Below are 21,316 nucleotides of genomic sequence, written 5' to 3' on the forward strand. Positions count from 1 at the left end.
GGGGGCAGGGGGCAGGGAGCAGGGGGCAGGGGGCAGGGAGCAGGGGGCAGGGGGCAGGGGGAAAAATACCAATTAAAACTAGGACTTGTATCATGTTCGACTTAATACTTATGTCATTGCAAGCGTTGCGCGGCAATCCCAAACTTTTGCGATTGCTATCTCTATAAGACGCTACGCGAACATTCCACTTCGTTGCATTCGCAATGACATATTATGAGTGATTTGCCGAACATGGTATTACATAAAATATCTCTCAAACTACTCTATTCACCTATACAAGTAGAGACGCAATTATCATCGCGTCTCTACAGATTGCCTATTTAGCCTTTTTACGTGTAATCGCACTCAGCAAAAGCTTGTTAACTAAATTATTCCTGGCCCTCTACCGCGTTTGTCACCCTTTTCTGTTAACTTACCTTCTTCGTCCTGATTAACTTCTCCAAGTTCTTCAACACGGTTTGCTGTATCTTCTGCTGCTTCTTTGCGTGCATCACCCGGTTCTTCGTAGTACATTTCCGGTTCAACAGCGTAGTTGTTCAACAAACCTTCTTTGTCAACAGTATAGCCGTCAGTGGTGCGTACACTACCTTGGTCAGTTTGATCGTCAGTAGGTGCATCGGCTTCCCTTTCTTCTGTAGGGGTTGTTTTGTACAGATTTCCTTCTCTTTCCATTCGAGCAGCTGTTTCTGCTGGGATAATGCCGCGATCATAAGTATCTACTTCGGCTCGTTCGGATGAATCTATATCTCTCTTAACTGCTTCATTATTAGCCATAATTTATGTCCTCGTTAAAGAATCTATTAAATAACTGCAAAACCTAGATTAGGCTGTTTTTTGATTTCACTCTACTATCTTGAGAAGTGATTTAAAACTAAATATAATAGTATTTCCTCTATCTTTTGATGTATCAGATATCCTAATCTTAAGTCCGGTTAAATACTTGTAATTGAGGTTAATTATGTGAAACAAGGGGCTGAAGCCCCTTGTTAAAGAAAAAGTGGACAAATTACCACCACAGTATCCTAGTTGAATGGTTGAAAAATTTATTCGCCTAAAAATTGATGTTTCAGTGATTGAATCTCATCGCCTAATTCTCGCCGAGTTGAAGCCTTCAGCAGATAACGGGAGACGAACCAAGTAGCATAACTAATTCCAACTAGCTCAAAAGTCGGTGAGAGTAATGGAATATCATTTATTGCATCCAGTACTGCTAGTACGATCTTAACTGTAACAATCGCCGCCAAAATTAAGCCAACAGTGATTAAAGGTTGCTTATAGTCCCTAAAAAAGCTACCTAAGTATTCGGGCAATTGCTCCAAAACTTGAGAAAATTGTCTACTAATTTGCTGCCATTGAGATTCAGGTTCAGATGCTGGTGGTAACTTTGGCAAGTTGGCATTATCTACACCTTCAAGTGCTAGCGTACCTTGCGGTGAAGAGGTATTGATCGATTCACGTTGCTGTTGTTCGGTTTCCATAGTTTTTATTGTTGGTGATTACAAAAGTTTCTGTAACTGAACTGAGCATCAATAAATAAATATAATTATTAAGATCGTCAGTTGTCAATTTTTAATGGTCAGTAATAACTGACCATTAATCCTGAGCAGGAGCATTTCAATTTATTTTTGTCTACCCACTCACTTGGATTTATTGTGAGTTACCTCAGTTTGCTGGTGGGGCAACAATTGCTTTAACGACTACAGTTTTGACACCTTTGATTTCTTTAGCTAAAGGTTCAATTTTGGCCAACTCTTGCTGATTGTTAACTATTCCTCCGACAGTGACAATTCCATCACTTGTAGCATCAACTGTTATTTGACCCTTGGGTATGTTTGCCTCTAGCTTGGAGCGAACTTGACTTGATAAGTCAGCTTTAGCTCTGTCTGCATCGCCGCCGGTGATATTATTTCTTTGTTCGCGGGCACGGATATCAGCGTCAAGTTGCCTTCTACGAACTTCACTTTGTGCGTCTTGTTGAGCAGCTTCTGTTGCTTGGGCGGTAGGTGTTTGTACAGCCTCATTAGGATTACTGGGTGCAGATACAGTTGTTTTAGAAGTGTTATCACAAGCCGCAACACCAAAGACTAGAAGGGCACTAATTAGGAAGGGCGTTAGCTTTTTCATACGTTTAATTCGCAATCGAAAAGTGAAATTTGTTGATTTTTACGGCAGGAGTGAGGAGCAAAGTTTTCAAATTATTGCTCTGGCAGTTGCGTGGAATTGGTGGGAAGGAAAACTACTTCAATTAGAGTGTTTCATCACGACGGTCAACAATGACTACAGCAGGATCGTTTCCATGAAGGTCTGTTGAGTAATTGGTGCGATCGCTATTAACAACTCCTGTATTATGAACTCGGTCTACACCTGGGCGATGCTGGCTTGCATCAGGGGCATCATAGGTCGCAAATTCTTCAATACCTCGACGGTTGAGAATCGCTTCAGCTTGGTGGATTTCAGCTTGACTACCATCGATGATTACCAAGTAGTCGCCTCTTTGGAAGCGATCGTTATAAACTCGTGCCTTTTCTTCAGGAATTCCCAAGCCAACAAGTGCGCCAACAATACCACCAGCTGCTGCACCGATCGCACCACCAGCTAAGGTGGTTGCCAAAGCTGTTGCTGTTGCACCACCTGCAATTACAGGCCCGATTCCAGGAATTGCTAGAGTTCCGAGTCCAACTAATAAGCCAGTTAATCCACCTAAGACACCGCCTGTAGCTGCTCCAGCTTTTGCACCATCGTCTGCTTTATTACCTGTATCAACGTTTTTATCTACATCTACACCACCGATCCCATGACCGTTTGCATTTTTGGCGATGATGGAGACTCTACTTAAAGGAAAACCTGCATCTCGTAATTCTGTGATTGCTGCTTCTGCATCTCGGCGATGAGAAAAGACTCCGATCGCGCGTCTAGCAACACCACTATGAGCTACATTACTAGCATTAGAGGTTGGAGCTACATAATCGGCATTTTTAGCATCTGGGTTGTCATAAATACCGAACTCTTCAACACCACCCTGACGGAGAATTGTCTCTGCTCTTGCGATTTCTGTATCTGTGCCATCAACGATGACTAAATAGTGTCCGCGTCTTACGCGTTCGTCGTAAACTCTAGCTCTTTCTTCGGGAATTCCTAAACCAATCAATGCACCGAGCAAACTACCAGCTACTGCACCAATACCAGCACCCGCGAGTGTTGTAGCTAAAGTTGTTGCTGCGGCTCCAGCCAACATAATTGGCCCGATTCCAGGAATTGCCAAAGTCCCAAGACCGACTAATAAACCAGTCAATCCGCCCAAAGCACCACCTGTTGCGGCTCCTACTTTAGCGCCATCGTCAGATTTATCACCGACGCGATCGCGCACTTCAGCCCCAGAAATATCGTCTCTTTCTCCATCTTGGGTAATGACAGAGACTCTGTTCATGTCAAACCCAACTTTTTTTAATTCATGTAGCGCATGTTCAACATCTCGACGATGAGAAAATACACCTACAGCACGTTTATGTAGACCTACAACCATTATCTTTAATCTCCTCAGCAAGAATCAATTATTCACTAATTTATAGCTCCTAATAAACTTAATTAATACACGTTTATATTTAGTTTTCATCAATCGCTTGGGAGAATTTTTACCTCTATCATTAGGCATAGGTGTTTTTATCGGAAGTTAGTAAAAACATTTAAGTATTCAAAGAATATATATGGTTAAAATAAATATTAGATTTCAACTATTTTATTTTTCTCTAAAATTTAGTTGCAAGGTTAGTATCATCTCTAAAGTTTAATATAGCTTTTCCTAGTCTGCTGAGGTACAAATCTCTGCGTACCTCTGCGCTTTACTTTGTCTTGAAAAGTTGTTCATGGGGGAAACCCCCAAGACCACACTTTTCGCTGCGTCCCTTTGCGTTTCAAAATATTATCTCTACCTCACGTAACTGGGAATCGCTATATTTGCTAAAAGTACATTTATCCAGTAAGCCAAAACTATAAATTGAAGAAGAATTCAGAAGTCAGAATGGGCTAAACGCCCCGCTACCGCTAACAGGAGTCAGAATCAATCAGTCGAGGATTCAGACCGCGCAGGAATTGAAACCCGATTATTCATCCCCCAGTCATACAGAATACCTTTCCTGTATTCTGACGGCTGACGCATGTATTCTGTTCGATAAAACTAAAGAAAGCAGATTATATTTTAGTTTCGTTTTATTAAGTTTTAAATTATTAATCATGACATTATTAAAGTTAATAAAATAATTTTTTTGTAAAATACAACTTTTGGCAAACAAATTTCTTACCTAAGAAAGGGTCAATTGATATAACTGGCAACTAAATTGATAAGTAAGCCATTTCGTAAATGGTTATTTAATTGAATACAAGTGAGAAAATCCTATGTTTCAAGGTCTTTTAACGATTTGGGGATGGAACTCGCTACCCTTTGGATTAGCGCCAATAATAACTCAAGAAGTACTGACTCCAGAAGAAGCATCAGTTCTTTTTTCTGGCCCTAAATTCTTGGTAGCATTGCTGGCTGGGGTCTCAATGGCATTTGCTTTTCAATTATTATTGACAAACTTTTCAGTTGCTGTAGGAATTTCATCTTGGGAAATTGACTCAGATTCTGATGACGAGTCAGAAAGTTTGGGTAGTAAAATTCGTGAAGTTCAAACCAAAGTTGGTGCTTGGGCGTTAATGACCGCTAGTATTGCATTATTTATTGCTTGTTTTTTAGCGGTAAAACTTAGCTTAATCGAAAGTGCATTTCTCGGTGCAATTATCGGTGTAGTCATCTGGTCTGCGTATTTCTCGCTGGTAATTTGGTTAGGTTCATCGGCAGTAGGTTCTCTAATTGGTTCCATCGCTAGTACTGTTACTTCTGGTTTTCAAGGTTTAATGGGTACAGCAACTGCTGGTATCGGTGCGAATACTGCTAGAAAACAGTTAGTTTCTACTGCTGAAGATATTACAGCCGCAGTCCGGCGAGAATTAGCTTCCGGTTTTAATCCTGAAGATATTAGAAATACGCTCCAAAGTTCATTAGGCTCTCTGCAATTACCAAAGCTGGATATCAATGAAATTCGGAATCAATTTGACCAGCTTCTTAAAGATACAGATTTGCAGTCTATCTCTAACAGTGATTTATTTCAAAATATTAATCGTCAAACATTTGTTGATTTAATCAGCAGTCGTACAGATTTATCTAAGGAAGAGATTAATCGCATTGCTGACCAATTTCAAGGTGCTTGGCAACAAGCTTTGAATCGCCAAAATCCCACAGAACAAGTAATTAATTTACTCAAGTCTGCTACTCCCGAAGAACTGAATTCAGAGCAGTTAGGTCAACGGCTGCAAGAACTGGTTACAGTTGGACGCAGTAATGGCAATGGTGTAATTAAACAAGCAATTCGATATGGCTTAGGTGCGGCTACACCAGCAGTACTGGATCGGGTCAACCTTTCTGATATTGATCTAAACAAAATTACAAATCAGTTGCAAAAGCTGAAAGAAAAAGTTCAAGATGTCGATGTCGATCAAATTACGGAACAACTTGAAAAGTTTAGAGACCAAGCAACTGAGCAAGTATCTGCAAGATTACCAATATCTCTTGAAAACACGATTAAAGCAGATGTAGAAGACTACATATTGAATTCTTTTCCTTGGCATTTTAACCGGATTACGCTAGTAGATGAATTTAAAGAAATCATTTATGACGTAAACGCAGATCCGGCAACTGTGAGACGGGAATTGGAAGAAATTAATCAAGAATATTTTACCAACCTGCTCCAGCAACGGGGTGATATCAGCGAAGCCAGGGTGAAAGAAATTGCTCAACAAATGGAAAGCGATCGCCTGGAAGTTTTAGAAACTGTAAAACAGGCGCAAGCGCGAGAGCAGGGGCAAGATTTCCGCACGCGCATCGAAGATTATCTGCGTTCAACAGGCAAAGAAGAACTCAATCCTGAAGGTATTGAACGGGATTTCGGCAAGTTGCTGGATGATCCAGAAGCCGGTTTAGAAGATTTAAATAGTCGCTTCGGGCAATTCGACCGCGATACTTTTGTCCAATTGCTGCAACAGCGTCAAGATGTCAGCGAAGAGGAAGCTAATAATATTGTTAGTCAACTCGAACGCAACCGCGATAATATCTTGAATCGTGCTAGAGAATTGCAAGAACAAGCAAAAGCGAGAGCCGATGAACTGCGCCAAAGAGTTGAAGATTATCTGCGGAATACTAACAAAGATGAACTCAATCCTGAAGCTATCAAGCGTGAGTTTAGAGTTTTGCTAGACGATCCGCAAGCCGGAATTAGCTTGTTACGATCGCGCTTATCGCAATTTGACCGCGATACATTGGTACAATTGCTCAGTCAGCGTCAGGATTTGAGCCAAGAACAGGTAAATCAAATTCTCGATCAAATCGAATCAGTCCGAGATAGTATTTTGCAAGTTCCGCAGCAAGCGAGAGAACAGTACGAGAAAACCACAAAAGCGATCGCAGAGTATCTCCGCAACACCAATTTGGAAGAACTTAATCCCGAAGGGATCAGAGCCGATTTGGAAAAACTACTCGACGATCCCAAAGCTGGAGCCTTAGCACTGCGCGATCGCTTATCTCATGTTGATCGAGAAACCTTAGTTCAACTCGTGAGTCAGCGCGGAGACTTGAGCCAAGAGCAAGTTAATCAAATTATTGATCGCGCTCAAGATGCCATTGGTGATATTGTCAGAGCGCCACGACGTTTAGCAAAACGTACTACTCAACAAGCTTTAGATTTTGAAGCCAATCTTGAAGAATATCTGCGTAACACTAACAAAGACGAACTCAATCCCGAAGGAATCAAACGCGATTTGCAATTGCTGCTGTCATCTCCCCGCGCAGGAATTGGAAGTTTAAGCGATCGCGCCTCGAAATTTGATCGTTCGACAATCGTCGCGCTGTTATCCCAACGTGAAGATATCTCAGAAGAAGAAGCTAACCGAATTGTGGATCAAATTGATTCAGTTCGCAGTTCCATTGTCGAGCAATTTCAGCAGATTCAGCAAAGGGTACAATCAGTGCTGGATGGAGTTTTCGCCAAAGTTCGCAACTATCTTAACTCCTTGGATCGTTCCGAACTCAACTACGAAAGCATTAAGCAAGACTTTGCCAAAGTATTCGACGATCCACAAGCTGGATTTGAAGCATTGCGCGATCGCCTCAGTCAATTCGATCGTGATACCTTAGTTGCTGTCATCAGTTCTCGTGAGGATATCTCTGAGGCAGATGCTAATCGCATTATTGACCAAATAGAAGCGGCGCGAGATGGCGTACTGCAACGAGCCGAGCGCATCCAGCAAGAAACACAAAAACGCCTAAAAGCTATCCAACATCAAGCTAAAAAACAAGCCGAAGAAAGCAAAAAAACCGTTGCAAATGCTGCTTGGTGGTTATTTTGGACAGCATTGACTTCCCTTACAGCCAGCGCGATGGCAGGTGCGGCGGCTGTTAGTGGGATACCTCTACTTCGTTAAATAAAATATTTCCTTCATCAGGAATTTTGGAAAAATACAAAGTGGTATTCATTTATAAAAACTGAATACCACTTTTTTTTAGAGACAATAGAAAAAGCCTACATAAAAACGCAGTTATGACAACTACACTTACCTCTGCTGTTAAACCAAGAGCCGAAGATAGTTTTGCCATTACCTTTGCACCATTGTCTCTTGAAGAAGTTTATGCCAAGTCTGAAGATCCAGCTAATGGTGCTGTGGTTTTAATGAGTGGCGTAGTTCGTAATAAAACCGATGGCAAACCTGTCATTGCTCTAGAATATCAAGCTTACGAACCGATGGCATTGCAGGTATTTTATCAAATTGCTGCTGATATTCGCTTATCTACGCCTGATGTGAATCGGGTAGTGATTCATCATCGCACCGGACGTTTGCAAGTTGGAGAAATTAGCGTTTTAGTAGCAGTGGGTTGTCCTCATCGAAGCGAGGCGTTTGAAGCTTGCCAATATGCTATTGATACCCTCAAACACAATGCACCTATATGGAAAAAAGAAATTTGGCAAGATGGTTCTAGTTGCTGGGTGAGTATTGGTGCTTGCGAACAGTTAGGAGAAAATTGTTTTTAGTACAGTTTTAGTTTTGCATAATTAAGCGTAGCGTTTTTAGTGCAGGGAGATGCATTGGCGTTGCAGAGGCACGCATTAACATTGTATTGAGATGCATTGGCGTTGCAGAGGCACGCATTAACATTGTATCGGGATGCATTGGCGTTGCAGAGACACGCATTAACATTGTATCGAGATGCATTGGCGTTGCGAGGTATCGCCAAATTTAATTCGCTACGAATTAATCAAATGCTGTACTTAGCAATTGGGAAAAACGGCTAAATGTGCCGTTGTTAATGTACAACAGCCCCTCTTCCTCTTGTTGCAAGTCTCTTATTTACAATAATCTTTAGCGCTTTGAGTAGAATTAACGCTTACTTGTGACCATTCTCTAATCACGAATTCGCTCAAACCAACGTGGGGCGATCGCTTGGCAGCGAGGCTTTGCCAATCACTTTGTATCCTAGTTGTGTCCAGGGGTAATGAACAACGCTAATTGATGAGTCAGTTGGTGAACCAGATAATTAAAGGTTGAAAGATAAAGACTGAAAAAACAAAACTCCTAAAGCCGAGAGTATCAGACTTTAAGAGGTAGTTAATTTATTCAGCAAGTTAGCACTAGCTTTATTTAATCCGATTAGTTCTACTTCTGCGCCATTGCGACGAAATTTTAATACTGCTCTATTAAGTACCTCGACTGCCCCTTGATCCCAGAGGTGAGCATAAGTTAGATCAATGGTGACACGCTCTATGAGTTCTGTAAAATCAAAACACCCTAGAAATTCATCTCTCGATAAAAAGAAAATTTGACCGCTAACTTTATAGATGCGATGTGTACCATCTTCACTCAGTACTTTATCTACAAATACCAAATCCGCAATCTTGTCGGAGAAGAATACGGTACTCATGACAATGCCTGTGACTACACCAAGTGCAAAATTACGAGTAAAGACTGTCACAAACATCGTCGTCAACATGACGGCGGTTTCGGTAAAGGGGATGCGGAGAATGTTTTTGAAGGATGCCCAGCGAAATGTCCCGATTGACACCATGATCATCACAGCTACTAATGCCGCCATCGGCATAAGCTTGACCCAATCCTGCAAAAATAAAATGGCAATCAATAGAAAAACCCCGGATGCCAGGGTTGAAAGTCTTCCTCGTCCGCCAGACTGGACATTAATCACCGATTGCCCAATCATGCCACACCCGGCCATGCCTCCAAAGAAAGCAGTAACGATATTTGCAATGCCTTGTCCTTTGGCTTCTTGATTTTTATCGCTAGGGGTGTCTGTGAGTTCATCTACTAATGAAGCGGTTAAGAAGGAAGCCAACAAACCCACGATCGCCAAAGTCAAAGAATAGGGCAGGATAATTCTTAGTGTTTCTAGAGTTAACGGCACTTGAGGCAAGGCAAAACTGGGTAGTGCAGTCGGTAACTCTCCCATATCTCCGACGGTGGGAACCTCAAGTTTGAGAGCGATCGCTGCAATTGTCATCACCGCCAGCGCCACTAAGGGAGAGGGAACTGCTTTGGTAAAACGCGGCAGAATGTAAATAATCCCCAAGGAAAGGAGAGTCAATACATATACAGTGGGCGGTACATTTGTCAGTTGAGGCAGTTGAGCAAGGAAAATCAGCACAGCCAGAGCATTAATATAACCAATCATCACCGCCCTGGGGACAAATTTCATTTGGCGACCGAGTTTTAGCACCCCAAAGACCACTTGCAAGACTCCAGTTAACAAGGTAGTGGCGAATAAAAACTGCAAGCCATGATCTTTGACTAAATCAATCATCAACAGAGCCATTGCTCCTGTGGCGGCAGAAATTGACCCTGGTCTGCCTCCTAAAAAAGCAGTGATTATCGCAATAATAAAGGAGGCATACAGCCCAACTTTCGGATCAACTCCGGCAATAATGGAAAAGGCGATCGCTTCTGGAATCAGTGCTAGTCCCACCACTGCACCCGCCATAATGTCCCGTCGAGTGTTAAAAAACCATTCTCGTCTCAAAATTGTTCCGTTCAAGTTTCCTCCTAGCGTCTCAATTAAAATAAAATTGTTAGTGTGTAATTCAGATTAAAAATATATCAATTGTCAATAAAATTTTGTAATTAATCATTCCTATTACCTTGCCGCAAGCTGTTCCTGATATACAGAATTGCAATCAGTATTTGCTTTGTCTGTTAATAATTACAAATTAGTAGTTTTTTCATAGTGATTGGAAAGTGATACCATAAATGGATGGTCTGTTTTATTTCAAACTGTTGAAATAATCTATTGAATCAAGATTTTAAATCTTAATTTTGGTATCAAACAGTATGCACAAAGCTTAGTACGTGAATGACAAACTAAATGTAGACCAATCTACAGACTGATAAAATCGCCTGTTTTTCTGCACGCATAGTTAATTACAAATACTTTTGATAACTGCAAGGCTCAGTTTGTCCCTTAAGGTGGACAATACCAACTATTTAAAGCTACTGAAGAGATACTTGCCTGCGACATGAACTGAACCTGCTGACTATTGAATCAATACAAGGCATTTATTTCGTAACGTCAGCATATCACAGCGTCGTTACAATTTGCAATAACGACATATTTAAATACACTGGAAATTTCCAAAAGACTCAAATTGTAGCAAAAAAATCATTTTAAAACTGCTTTTTAAGCAATTCTGAAGCTCTTACCCTTAATATCAGCATAGTGCCGCCTGTAAAAAATATTCCAATTAATATATTTGTCAAACTGATACTTTTGTGACTATTAATTACCAAAACACTTTCTAATATTAGAGAAGGTAATAATATCCCGCTAGGAAGCAACAACCTGTAAAAAATTATTTTTTTTCTGGCGATAATAGTTAGAAATGTTAAGCAAATTCCTAAAGAAATAAAAGTTGGTGCATAGTAGAATAGCCTCTGCTCTATCGGTATTAATTCAAATAAATTAAAAGAGTAAAAGTTTTGCACATTGTCTACATATACCTGGATATTAGCTTGAGAATAAGTGATAACTATATTATGAGTATTAGTATTTGCAAAAATTCCAGAAATACTTAATTGAGTATCTGTACCATTTTCTCCAGTAATCGGTGTTCGTATCCGTAAATCCAGATTATTTTGTTGCTGTCCTAAAGTAAAATTGCGGCGCAGAGTACCAGATGAAATTGAGATTATACGTGCAGGGCCTATTTGATTTGTATCAGCAGTAGCGACAGTAGTAATTATTGTGAATTCAGAGCTTTTACGTATCCTTTTGTTCAATAAGGTTGTAGGAGTTCCCGTTTTTAACCAATAGTTAGAACTCAAAGCAATACTTTGACTATCTACAATATATGGTGACTGTCCTTGTGGTAAAAGTTCAGGAGATTGTCTAGTATTATCCTGAAAGTCTCTTTTATTAGTAAATTGGTAAGAACTTATTAAAGAATCTCCAAAAATATTCAAATAATCTTGACTATCAAATAATTCGGAAAGCTGATTTTTGCTAACTGCTCGATCGGCAATGTGTAAATCTGAAATATATCCACGCCAAGGTTTATCACCTGTAGTTTCATTCCCAAGCAATAATGGATAGTTTGGATTCCAATTACTGAGATATATAGTCCTTTCCCAAGGTAATCCCATTAAAAATGATAAAACTATATATATTAAAAATAATATAGCTATTTTTTTATTCGAGTTACTTAATTTCCAATTTTCTACAGAAGACAAGATATATATAAAGCTTGGTGAATGCCAGATATAAAAACAAATCATGCCGACAATTCCACCTAAAGTATTATTGGCAAGATCAGCAGGAGTTGGTGAGCGTGATGGCAAAAATATTTGTAAAGTTTCAACTGTAAGTGATAAGCCAGCACTGACAATTATTATTGTCAAAAATTTGTTTATCGGCTTTATTTTTATGTTCTGTAAGAAAGCAGTATAACTAAACCCTAAAGGTATAAATAGTAAAATATTGTTGATCGAGTCTGCAAAAGAACTTGCATTATCAAACCTGTCAGTAATTGTTTGTATAGAAAAATTATTTATAAGTGAAAAATTGAATGGATAAAGTGTAGCTATTAGTACAGCTAAAATGCTGGCTGTTACTAAATATAAGCTTTTATTTAGGATTAAATTCCTCAATAAGCAAGAGGTTTGTGTAATAATTTTGTATAAATACATAAGTCTATATATTATTTGCCATATAAATAAAAGATAATTAAATAAACAATCAATTACCTATATATAGTTTGCCAGTTATCAATAACATTTAAAGCTGTTCTTATCCTATTTAATGATACAGAATAATCGGGAGGTCATTTTAAAAGTTCTATAAAGATATCATGAAAATTAAATTATGTTTTACAGGAAACTTTCTATATATTAGATAAGTTAAACTTTCAATAGAGCATCCTCAGCAATTAAACTGTATTTTCTTCTACAGTTAGATAAAATCGCTATTTAATAAGTCAAATTAATTTATTAAATATAGAGTTTGACATTACAAAAGTATTTATGCCAGGGCGGCCGCATCTAAATTACTCTTGATCACAACTAAGCTTAAAAAGCAACGAAAAAATCAGCATTTCTCATTTGATTTATTTTCCAAGCCTCAAAGCGATGTCTACGACGGGCTGCGCCTACACCAACATTTTGTCAACAAGCAAGCCTTAATGAGATTATTTTTACATTTATCGAGAATGTACTGTTCTTATTGACATGATGCGGCCACCCTGGAACCATAACGACTTTTAAATTGCTGAGTAAACCAATCTTGATAGCTGGTTGAGATTGACTCAAAGGAATTAGGTACAGGAAATTCCACTTCTGCCTCACGATCGCTAATGTTAGGATCTCGACTAGGACGAAAGAGCGATCGCTTCTTGAATTCCAGAATGGCTATTTTCTTCTTTAGCCATTCCTACTGGAATATAGCATTCCTAAATCATTCGTGAAAAGTTAGATCCCCGACTTCTTTGAGAAGTCGGGGATCTGGACACCGCGAATTTTCACAATAATTAAATAATATTTATATTTGCAAAACAACAATTTTTGTTGCACTTGTTTACATAATTTCCATGTCTCTATTGAGGTTTGTAAATAATTTGTATTTCTGCAAGGAATATTCCTTTAGACTGATCTTTAACCGAAAAATGTGGGAATAAACACAAATGCATTCGTTAAATATATTTTGTCACGAATCTGTAGTTGCTGTTTCCTTTGTAGCTTGCATTATTGGACTGGTATTACTGTGGGACAGCAAGCAACAAAAAAATGATGTGGAAGAAACAGAGCAGATTCTGTTTAGAATGAGCTTTACTTATTGGCTCGTCTATTGCATGGCCTTTGGTATAGAGAAAATAGTTATACCTGATTGGGAATCTGTAGTTATGACTTTGAGAATAACTACCGCTCTGTCATATTTCTTAACTTTCTCGTGCATTGTGAGTTTGCCACTACACAAATTTGCAGTCCACCGCGTTGAAGAATAGACATTGGAAATTGGGCATTGGGGATGATTAAGATTTCATTGCGATCGCTAATGCCGCTTCCAGTTCTGGCTGGGGCAAAGGAGTTAAGATAAACACTTCTTGCACTGTCTTTCCCTGCCGCGCAATCACTTTATAGCCACCGCGAATCGGTACTGAGACACGCAGTTGCATTTTTGGGCAATGACCTCTTGCCCGCCCAAGTACTCCCGGCGTTACAGTTTGAATGCCATCCTGCTGACAAAGACGTTCTAAAATTGGGATAAGACCAGAAAGGTGTGTTGAGTGATTCCAAACCAATCTGGCAGCTTTTTGTGTTCGCGTAGCGTCTCGTAGAGAAGCCGCGCGGAGAGAATTTGCGGTGGGTTTGCCCATAATAATTAAGCTGCTTCTAGAGGTGCCATTGTCAAACCTGCTCGGCGCAGCTGCTGGTGATAAAGTTCCGCAGGTTCTTGAGGGCCGACCCAAACGATCGCTTGACCTTCATAGTGTACCTGATTAGTCAGATCCCAAGCGCGATCGCCACTCATCCCTGGAATATATTTCATCAAACATTCAGCCACATGCTGGAATGTATTAAAGTCATCATTTAATACAATCACTTTGTAATTGGGATAAGTCTTACGGATAACTTGACTAGACCGTTCAGGAGCCTTAGTTGGTGTTGTTACCATCCCGTAAACATTTGCTGAAACTATCATAAACATACAATAATTGGTCAATAATATTTTACAAAACTACAACTAACTAGTTTAGTGTATTGTTTGGGGAGTGGGGAATGGGGAATTGGAGTTAAAACTTGAAAGTTGAGCCTCAGAAGCTCAACGTTCATCCTCAGAAGCTCAACGTTCACCTTCAGAAGCTCAACGTTCACCCTCAGAAGCTCAACTTCTAAATTTCAACTCGCCTTCCTTCTAATCCCCAATCCCCTATCGCCAATTTTCCCAGTTTTCGTTAAAAATAGATGTATCGGGGAAGGCGGTGGGGTTCCCATTTTGTTGCAAAAGCCGTTTGAGTGCTTCTAGTTGTGGCTCTTGTTTGGGTAAATCATCGACTAGTTGATAGGGTGCGATCGCATTTTTAATGGCAAAACTAGCAACAGTTCCCGCAGCTGCGCCAGACGACCATTCAAAGGAATGGACTCGATAGGCAGCAGCAGCAATGTGACTAGTAGCAATGCTTTTGCCTCCTACCAACAAATTATCAATTTTCTGGGGAATCATCGCCCTTAGAGCAATTTGGAAAGGATAAGCAAGACCTGCACCACGCCTTTCCCCTGGACGTTCTATATTACCAGGGGCTTCTGGGGGACTATTAACCATGCAAGGATGAAAATCTATAGCGTAGTGACCAATACCCACAGAATCGGGAAAGATAGTAGAACGAGTCCGTCGCATTGCTTTCTCTGGTGAGACTTTACCTTCAATTACTGATACTGCTTCCAAACCTGCAAGCGCTGCTCGTAGCCTCCGATACATATCTGCTGGCAGAGTTTTGGAGTAATACTCATCATTGTAATCTCGGCGAGAAATATCAATTTCCCAAATACCAAAGCCACCAGATTGCCCCCAACTGGGTCGTCCAATAATCCGCCGTCCTTCTCGCATATAGGGATATTTCGATAAGCCATGCACTGTTCCCATCGGGGAATTTAGCCCAGCAACAAAGCGGTTATTGCTTTGCTGCTGCTTTACACCATTTCCCAGTTGAGAATCTGTAGTCCCAGCTACCAACCAGTAATAGAAAGAGATGGCATTTTCCTCAGCTTTGCGAAGGGTTTCTGTCCGCAGTCCTCCCATCCAGCCCCCTGGGTTTAGCTGCCCAGTGCTTTGTAACTGTTGGCGACTGTAAATAAGGTTATCTTGGGCTGTTCCGGGGCGGTAGTCGTTACCCCAAGTCCAGTTTTGCATAGAGATATCCCCTGGTGTGGGAGTAGTAAAACTTACACCGCCAAATTTTGTTGGTTTCCCTTTGTTTGGACTCCAAATGCGACGGTAGGTGAAAACTAAATCAAAGTTAGCCAGCCGCGTTAATTCATAGCTAAAATATGGCGCATATTGTAAATAGAATGGGGGCATCGTCTGCGGTTGCGGTTCCTTGGTTGCCTCCATTGCAAAGGTGTAGGTAAATCCTTGGGGACAATAAGGATCGTTGCTGGCGCTGGAAGAAGAGGGTTCCAGGTAAGAACGGGCATCAATGCCTAACCGATAGGGGACATCAGCAAGGGCAATAATTTCTCCAGTTTCGCTGGCATCTACGACATACCATTTAGGAGCATTCCCTTTCGCTGCCTTGGGGAGGAAACGGAGAATAGTTTTGGTAAATCGAGATGAGTTTTCATAGCTATAAGAATCTTCAATACTTTGAGATAAAGTAAAGGTATTGAGAGGTGGTGCGCCTTTTGGTGGTTGATGTTGGATAGCGATCGCACTATTAATTATTTTGCCATCAGCAGCGATTTCCAAATCCTTAATTACCGTGTTGGGAAACCATTGCAACTTCCCTTTGCCCCGCTTTTCGGCATCTTTGAGCATTTGGACTAAAATGTTGTGAGCATCGCGGGGAAGAAAGCAGGAGTCACTTACCCAACAGTCACCAGGGTTAAGTTCACCGTATTTACGCCCAATGCGGTTTCGTAATTCCATATAGCCGCGAGAATAGAATTTGAGAGCTCGCTGAGTTGGGCGTTCGTCTAACGCAGATGTCCCTTGAGAAGAAATTTGTCCTCCTAACCAGTCAGTAATTTCCGTCAGACAAACCGTTCGTCCTGCTAGCAAACCCTCATAAGCTGCGGCGACACCAGATAGTCCACCACCTGCAACTAAAATCTCGCAGTTAACACTTTTATCTGGGGTTCTCGGTGGTGTGGCGTTTGCAGAGTCAAATGCAACTAAGGTAGATATGAAATTAAGACCGATCAGCGATATTAAGCTATAAGCTACTTTGTGTCTGTGCTTCATGGTTAAAAAACCGCTCCAAATCCTGTGTCACCTTGTAGAAGGTAGCATCCAGGAAATGATCATCACAAGTTTATCAGAGTAAATATATTTAAATACAAGTTTTATACCTAAAATACTCAGTATGTCAGCTAAATTTACCTGAAGTTTTCAAGATGTTTTAATTCCCTAAGTTCTTGCCCTAAATGCCCTGTACCGTTAGTATCAGAGAGCGATCGCATCTCTTGCCCCTGTTCTGGCATTAGAAACCCCTTGGAGATAAGTAACTACGCAAAATTAATTACAGTCATTGCGAGCGAAGCGTTCGCGGAGCGTCTCGTAGAGATAGCAATCCCAGCCCTTGCGATTGCTTCATTTCGCTTCGCTGCATTCGCAATGACATTGTGTAATTAATTATGTTTACCTACTTAGCACTATTGCAGGGATTCTCAAAGTATATTTGACTAGAATTAAGGTACTATAGCGATTATTATTTGGATACCATAAGCGGTAGGGGTTTACAGAAGTGCGCCTCTACAACTGACACGCCAGTTTAGCTATAAATTAATTAGGACTTACGCAAAAATTGCCGAAAAGCTTAATTTGTCGTTCGCGTAGCGTGCCGCAGGCATACCGCCAAGAATTCGTAGAGTGTGCGTAAGTCCTATTAATATCTACCGTTTTACGGGTATTGGAAAAATGAAGTTTACAGACTGGGTGACTAGGGTGCTACTAATTTGGCTGATGTTCGCCACTCTAATTGTAGTGCTGCTAATTGGACGAGCAACAAAATTACACAACAATCCGACAACCTCCCGCGCATCCAATCCACAGGTTACAGCCTGGAGCCAATATCCCCAGGCACAATTGCAATCAGCAAAAGAGCCAGAGAAGAAATCTCAAGATGTTATCAAGTCCCCAGTCAAGACTAACAAGCCTGTAAAAAGGTATGTAACTACTCAAGCTTTTGCACAGTACAGACCCAATTATCAAGTTGTCGCAGTTAACCCAACTAACTATGGAGAAAGGTACGCCCAAGATATTAACGGCCTTCCTCTCACTAATCAACCGATTATCGTCCTCCATGAAACTGGTTATTCTGCTTCTAGCGCGATTAATTTCTTTCAAGCAGCCCATAGCGATGAAAGTGTACAAGCAAGTTACCACGCTTTAATCAAGTTAGACGGCACAGTGGTTTATCTAGTACCGCCAGACAAGCGGGCTTTTGGTGCGGCTAACTCAGTATTTGATAGTCCTAATGGAGTGGAAACTGTGAAGACTAATCCAAATTTGCCCCCGTCTGTGAATAATTTTGCTTATCACGTTTCTTTAGAAACACCGCCAGATGGTTATGACGGTAGCAGCCAACAAACCCATAGCGGCTACACGGAAGCTCAATATAATTCTCTTGCTTGGTTAATTGCTCAAAGTCAAGTCCCAGACGATCGCATCACTACCCATAAACTAGTAGACCGTTCTAGTCAAAAAGTTGACCCGATAAATTTTGATGGTAATAAATTTCTGGAGTTACTTAATACTTATCGTCAGGTAAGACCTATTTATCGAGTAAGTAAATAATTTACCTAAAGTTCAAGTCTGTCCCTCTCCGAGTCGGCGAGGGACAGGTTTTGCAAAGAAAAACATTTGACTAAGTTATTTACTAAAGCTATAGATTTGCTGCTTTTCTAGGCGATCGCTAATTGATGAAGGCAATGTACCATTCGGGAATGTCTGACGGTCTAGTTGCACTTGTAAATTACTCAAGGGATCGCAACCAGAAGAAATCAGAAATTCTAGTTTTTGGATGTATGGCAAGGTTGCGAGGTTATCCAGAATTTGGAAGATAGCTTGTATATAAGGATGACCAGTTTGTTCATACCAATCAGAGCTAGCAACTTTTGCTTGATCAAAACCCAAGTGTACTGTTAAAGATGGCTCGTCAAATATGGCGATCGCTAACGGACGCGCTTCTTCCTGCAACAATAAATCATTATTTTTCGCTAAATGTCGCAGTTTCTCTAAGCGTTCATAACGTTCAGTCACAGCTTCCGGGTCATCTTGCCAATGAATTGCTACTGTCACCAGATAAGTCTGTAACAGCATGTGACCAAGCTTTTTCGCCTTTGTCGCCAGGTAATAAGAATTGTAGTCGTTTGCCTCAATCAACAATGGCACGCGATCGACTACTTCCATCCCATAGCCCTTAACTCCAGCAATTTTACGGGGATTATTGGTAATCAGGCGAATCTTTTTGATGCCCAAATCCATCAGCATTTGTGCGCCCATCCCGTAGTCTCGCAAGTCAGCCGGAAATCCCAAACGCTCATTTGCTTCTACTGTATCTAGCCCCATATCCTGCAATGAGTAGGCTTTCAGCTTGTTAATCAAACCGATGCCCCGCCCTTCTTGACGCAGGTATACAACTACACCTTGACCAGCAGACTCAATCATTTTCAGTGCGGCTTGTAACTGCATCCGACAGTCGCAACGCAAGGAACCCAAAGCATCACCAGTTAAGCATTCTGAGTGCATCCGCACCATTACTGGCTCATCTTTGAAGTTAGCTGGATCTCCCTTGACAATCGCAACGTGTTCAGTATTGTCTAAGGTATGACGGTAAGCGTAAATTTCAAACTGACCGAATTCACTAGGCAGTTTGGTAACAACCTCTCGATACACTAAGCGATCGTGCTGTAGTCGATAGCTGATTAAATCCGCAATACTAATTATTTTTAAGTTGTGACGTTTCGCATATTCAACTAACTGCTGCAACCGCGCCATTGAACCATCGGAGTTTTGAATTTCACAAATTACCCCGGCTGGATATAGCCCTGCTAGTCGAGATAAGTCTACAGCTGCTTCCGTATGCCCGGCGCGTTTGAGTACACCTCCAGCTTTCGCCCGAATCGGGAAAATATGACCAGGGCGACGTAAATCAGTTGGTTTTGTAGCTGGATTGAGAGTAACTTGGATAGTGCGGGCGCGGTCTTCGGCTGAGATGCCTGTGGTGACTCCCAATTCTGGGCCAGCATCAATGCTAACAGTGAAGGCAGTTTGGTTAGTATCTGTAATGTTGCTTACCATCAAAGGTAAGTCTAGCTCGTCTAAGCGATCGCCTGTCATTGCTAAACAAATCAGCCCTCTTGCTTCCACCGCCATGAAATTAATCATGTCGGGTGTAGCAAATTGAGCGGCGCAAATTAAGTCGCCTTCATTTTCTCTATTTTCATCATCTACCACTACAATTACACGACCAGCTTTTAGGTCTGCTAAAGCGGCATCAATCGAATCAAATTTAAAAGCTTGGGTAGTATTAGGCTGTGACACAGAAAGATTCCAGCTACCAACGTAAATTTTTTTTACAATTTCTTCTTTTAGATTGTAGCTCCTTTATAAGGCAGAGAAGTACACTAGCAATGATTTGATAACAGGGCAAAGATTTTTGCCGTTCAGAATGGGGATTTCAAGTGCAGCGACAGCCAAGGATGAACAAAATAAGGGGGACAAATAGAATATTTTGTAACTTCGCCGCGTCCTCTTACTTTCCGTCTGAAAAAGTAGAAGGGTAATAGAAGTTTTGTACGCTATGAGTCTAGTCGCTGATATTGTTGATAGCTGAGAACGAATTAACTATTCATGGGATAAGGATTTCAGATCATGGGCAAATTTAGACGCGTACCCGTTGGGATTGTTGGCGCGTCGGGCTATGGCGGAGTGCAGTTAGTACGGCTACTGATGGATCATCCAGAAGTCGAACTGGTTTATTTAGGTGGTGAGAGTAGTATCGGGAAATCCTTCGGGGATTTGTACCCGCATCTGGCTCATGCAACTAACCTGCTAATAGAAGCGGTAGAACCAGATATAATTGCTCATCGCTGTGAAGTAGTTTTCCTATCTTTACCAAATGGTCTGGCTTGCCAAATCGCGCCTAAACTATTAGAAAAAGGATGTAAAGTACTGGATCTGAGTGCAGATTATCGGTTCCGTGATTTGACAACTTATACAAATTGGTATGGTACTGAAAGAAGCGATCGCACCATTGCAGCTACAGCAGTTTATGGATTACCAGAACTTTACCGCGATCGCATTGCCGAAGCTCAACTCATTGGCTGTCCTGGTTCCTATCCTACTGCAAGTCTCCTTGCACTTTCGCCACTCTTAAAGCAAGGCTTAATCTTACCAGAAACAGCTATTATCGATGCCAAAGCTGGCACATCTACCAGTGGACGGGAACCTCAAACCAACTTATTACTAGCTGAAGCAGATAATTCCATTGCAGCTTTCAATATCGGCCGTCACCGTCACACCCCAGAAATTGAGCAAATTTGCAGTGACTTAGCTGGTCACGAACTCATGATTCAATTTACACCGCACTTGATCCCAATGGTACGCGGGATTTTGGCAACAGTATATGCAACAATGAGCGATCCTGGTCTAGTGCGAGATGACTTAACTACAATTTTCTCAGCCTTCTACCGCAACTCTCCTTGGGTAAAAGTCTGCGATAGCGGCATTTACCCTCAAACAAAGTGGGCTAACGGCAGCAACCTTTGTTATATCGGCGTAGAAGTTGACCCGCGCACAGGTCGCGTGATTGTCATGTCGGCAATTGACAATTTAATTAAAGGGCAGGCAGGTCAAGCAATTCAGTGTATGAACTTAATGATGGACTGGGATGAAACTTTGGGGTTGCCCAAGTTGGGGTTTTATCCATGATTGGGGATTGGGGATTGGGAATGGGGAATTGGGAATTGGTTTTTCCCCCTGCCCCCTGCCCCCTGCCCCCTGCCCCCTGCCCCCTGC

General features: G+C 41.2%; 15 protein-coding genes. 5 read left to right on the forward strand and 10 right to left on the reverse strand.

Annotated features, from left to right (window positions below; genetic code table 11):
• Nucleotides 1–363: 363 nt before the first annotated feature.
• From VB732_RS00765 to VB732_RS00780, 4 genes are all read right to left on the reverse strand, one after another.
• Nucleotides 364–774 carry a hypothetical protein gene (locus VB732_RS00765; RefSeq protein ID WP_323228907.1) on the reverse strand — a complete coding sequence of 137 codons (411 nt, stop codon included), beginning with the start codon at nucleotides 772–774 and terminating at the stop codon, nucleotides 364–366.
• A 269-nt stretch (nucleotides 775–1,043) separates the two neighbouring features.
• Nucleotides 1,044–1,478, reverse strand: coding sequence for a CAAD domain-containing protein (locus tag VB732_RS00770; RefSeq protein ID WP_323228908.1), 435 nt, complete (start codon nucleotides 1,476–1,478; stop codon nucleotides 1,044–1,046).
• Between the two features lie 184 nt (nucleotides 1,479–1,662).
• Nucleotides 1,663–2,124: a BON domain-containing protein gene (locus VB732_RS00775; protein WP_323228909.1), complete on the reverse strand. Its 462-nt coding sequence runs from the start codon at nucleotides 2,122–2,124 to the stop codon at nucleotides 1,663–1,665.
• 121 nt (nucleotides 2,125–2,245) lie between these two features.
• Nucleotides 2,246–3,523 (reverse strand): histidine kinase, encoded by a 1,278-nt coding sequence (locus tag VB732_RS00780; protein WP_323228910.1) that lies wholly within the window; start codon nucleotides 3,521–3,523, stop codon nucleotides 2,246–2,248.
• A gap of 869 nt (nucleotides 3,524–4,392) precedes the next feature.
• On the opposite strand from VB732_RS00780, the gene VB732_RS00785 reads away from it, so the two are divergent.
• Both VB732_RS00785 and VB732_RS00790 read left to right on the forward strand, forming a co-directional pair.
• Complete coding sequence (locus VB732_RS00785) at nucleotides 4,393–7,512, forward strand: MFS transporter (RefSeq protein ID WP_323228911.1); 3,120 nt, start codon at nucleotides 4,393–4,395, stop codon at nucleotides 7,510–7,512.
• A 116-nt stretch (nucleotides 7,513–7,628) separates the two neighbouring features.
• A complete protein-coding gene (locus tag VB732_RS00790) occupies nucleotides 7,629–8,117 on the forward strand; it encodes a molybdenum cofactor biosynthesis protein MoaE (protein WP_323228912.1) in 489 nt (162 codons plus the stop codon).
• Nucleotides 8,118–8,680: 563 nt separating this feature from the next.
• On the opposite strand, the gene VB732_RS00795 is transcribed toward VB732_RS00790, so the two are convergent.
• On the reverse strand, nucleotides 8,681–10,072 hold the full coding sequence (locus VB732_RS00795) for a SulP family inorganic anion transporter (protein WP_323228967.1): 1,392 nt from the start codon (nucleotides 10,070–10,072) through the stop codon (nucleotides 8,681–8,683).
• A gap of 680 nt (nucleotides 10,073–10,752) precedes the next feature.
• Nucleotides 10,753–12,270, reverse strand: coding sequence for a VanZ family protein (locus VB732_RS00800; protein ID WP_323228913.1), 1,518 nt, complete (start codon nucleotides 12,268–12,270; stop codon nucleotides 10,753–10,755).
• A gap of 989 nt (nucleotides 12,271–13,259) precedes the next feature.
• Between VB732_RS00800 and VB732_RS00805 the strand changes: the two genes are divergently transcribed.
• On the forward strand, nucleotides 13,260–13,580 hold the full coding sequence (locus tag VB732_RS00805; protein WP_323228914.1) for a hypothetical protein: 321 nt from the start codon (nucleotides 13,260–13,262) through the stop codon (nucleotides 13,578–13,580).
• Nucleotides 13,581–13,607: 27 nt separating this feature from the next.
• Here the strand turns inward: VB732_RS00805 and VB732_RS00810 are convergent, their stop codons facing one another.
• The 3 genes from VB732_RS00810 to VB732_RS00820 all read right to left on the reverse strand — a co-directional run bounded on the left by VB732_RS00810 (nucleotide 13,608) and on the right by VB732_RS00820 (nucleotide 16,537).
• Nucleotides 13,608–13,952: a DUF2103 domain-containing protein gene (locus tag VB732_RS00810; protein WP_323228915.1), complete on the reverse strand. Its 345-nt coding sequence runs from the start codon at nucleotides 13,950–13,952 to the stop codon at nucleotides 13,608–13,610.
• Nucleotides 13,953–13,957: 5 nt separating this feature from the next.
• Nucleotides 13,958–14,278: an ATP-dependent Clp protease adapter ClpS gene (clpS, locus tag VB732_RS00815; RefSeq protein WP_416235718.1), complete on the reverse strand. Its 321-nt coding sequence runs from the start codon at nucleotides 14,276–14,278 to the stop codon at nucleotides 13,958–13,960.
• 228 nt (nucleotides 14,279–14,506) lie between these two features.
• Nucleotides 14,507–16,537, reverse strand: coding sequence for an FAD-dependent oxidoreductase (locus tag VB732_RS00820; RefSeq protein WP_323228917.1), 2,031 nt, complete (start codon nucleotides 16,535–16,537; stop codon nucleotides 14,507–14,509).
• Nucleotides 16,538–17,212: 675 nt separating this feature from the next.
• Between VB732_RS00820 and VB732_RS00825 the strand changes: the two genes are divergently transcribed.
• The gene (locus tag VB732_RS00825) at nucleotides 17,213–18,091 is read left to right on the forward strand and encodes a peptidoglycan recognition family protein (protein WP_323228918.1); all 879 of its coding nucleotides are present in this window, start codon (nucleotides 17,213–17,215) and stop codon (nucleotides 18,089–18,091) included.
• Between the two features lie 75 nt (nucleotides 18,092–18,166).
• Here the strand turns inward: VB732_RS00825 and ribBA are convergent, their stop codons facing one another.
• Nucleotides 18,167–19,840 carry a bifunctional 3,4-dihydroxy-2-butanone-4-phosphate synthase/GTP cyclohydrolase II gene (gene ribBA / locus VB732_RS00830; protein ID WP_323228919.1) on the reverse strand — a complete coding sequence of 558 codons (1,674 nt, stop codon included), beginning with the start codon at nucleotides 19,838–19,840 and terminating at the stop codon, nucleotides 18,167–18,169.
• Nucleotides 19,841–20,170: 330 nt separating this feature from the next.
• Between ribBA and argC the strand changes: the two genes are divergently transcribed.
• Nucleotides 20,171–21,229, forward strand: a complete 1,059-nt coding sequence (gene argC, locus VB732_RS00835) for an N-acetyl-gamma-glutamyl-phosphate reductase (protein WP_323228920.1) — start codon at nucleotides 20,171–20,173, stop codon at nucleotides 21,227–21,229.
• Nucleotides 21,230–21,316: the final 87 nt, after the last annotated feature.

The sequence above is a fragment of the Nostoc sp. UHCC 0252 genome (genome assembly GCF_034931145.1).
Lineage (GTDB): Bacteria > Cyanobacteriota > Cyanobacteriia > Cyanobacteriales > Nostocaceae > Nostoc.

Bases quoted from the DNA above. Each gene is read 5' to 3' on its own strand.
- VB732_RS00790 (WP_323228912.1), top strand. From the start codon at position 7,629: ATGACAACTACACTTACCTCTGCTGTTAAACCAAGAGCCGAAGATAGT.
- VB732_RS00780 (WP_323228910.1), bottom strand. From the start codon at position 3,523: ATGGTTGTAGGTCTACATAAACGTGCTGTAGGTGTATTTTCTCATCGT.
- VB732_RS00800 (WP_323228913.1), bottom strand. From the start codon at position 12,270: ATGTATTTATACAAAATTATTACACAAACCTCTTGCTTATTGAGGAAT.
- VB732_RS00775 (WP_323228909.1), bottom strand. From the start codon at position 2,124: ATGAAAAAGCTAACGCCCTTCCTAATTAGTGCCCTTCTAGTCTTTGGT.
- VB732_RS00795 (WP_323228967.1), bottom strand. From the start codon at position 10,072: ATGGCGGGTGCAGTGGTGGGACTAGCACTGATTCCAGAAGCGATCGCC.
- VB732_RS00805 (WP_323228914.1), top strand. From the start codon at position 13,260: ATGCATTCGTTAAATATATTTTGTCACGAATCTGTAGTTGCTGTTTCC.
- VB732_RS00770 (WP_323228908.1), bottom strand. From the start codon at position 1,478: ATGGAAACCGAACAACAGCAACGTGAATCGATCAATACCTCTTCACCG.
- VB732_RS00820 (WP_323228917.1), bottom strand. From the start codon at position 16,537: ATGAAGCACAGACACAAAGTAGCTTATAGCTTAATATCGCTGATCGGT.
- VB732_RS00810 (WP_323228915.1), bottom strand. From the start codon at position 13,952: ATGGGCAAACCCACCGCAAATTCTCTCCGCGCGGCTTCTCTACGAGAC.
- argC (WP_323228920.1), top strand. From the start codon at position 20,171: ATGGGCAAATTTAGACGCGTACCCGTTGGGATTGTTGGCGCGTCGGGC.
- VB732_RS00825 (WP_323228918.1), top strand. From the start codon at position 17,213: ATGAAGTTTACAGACTGGGTGACTAGGGTGCTACTAATTTGGCTGATG.
- clpS (WP_416235718.1), bottom strand. From the start codon at position 14,278: ATGATAGTTTCAGCAAATGTTTACGGGATGGTAACAACACCAACTAAG.
- VB732_RS00785 (WP_323228911.1), top strand. From the start codon at position 4,393: ATGTTTCAAGGTCTTTTAACGATTTGGGGATGGAACTCGCTACCCTTT.
- VB732_RS00765 (WP_323228907.1), bottom strand. From the start codon at position 774: ATGGCTAATAATGAAGCAGTTAAGAGAGATATAGATTCATCCGAACGA.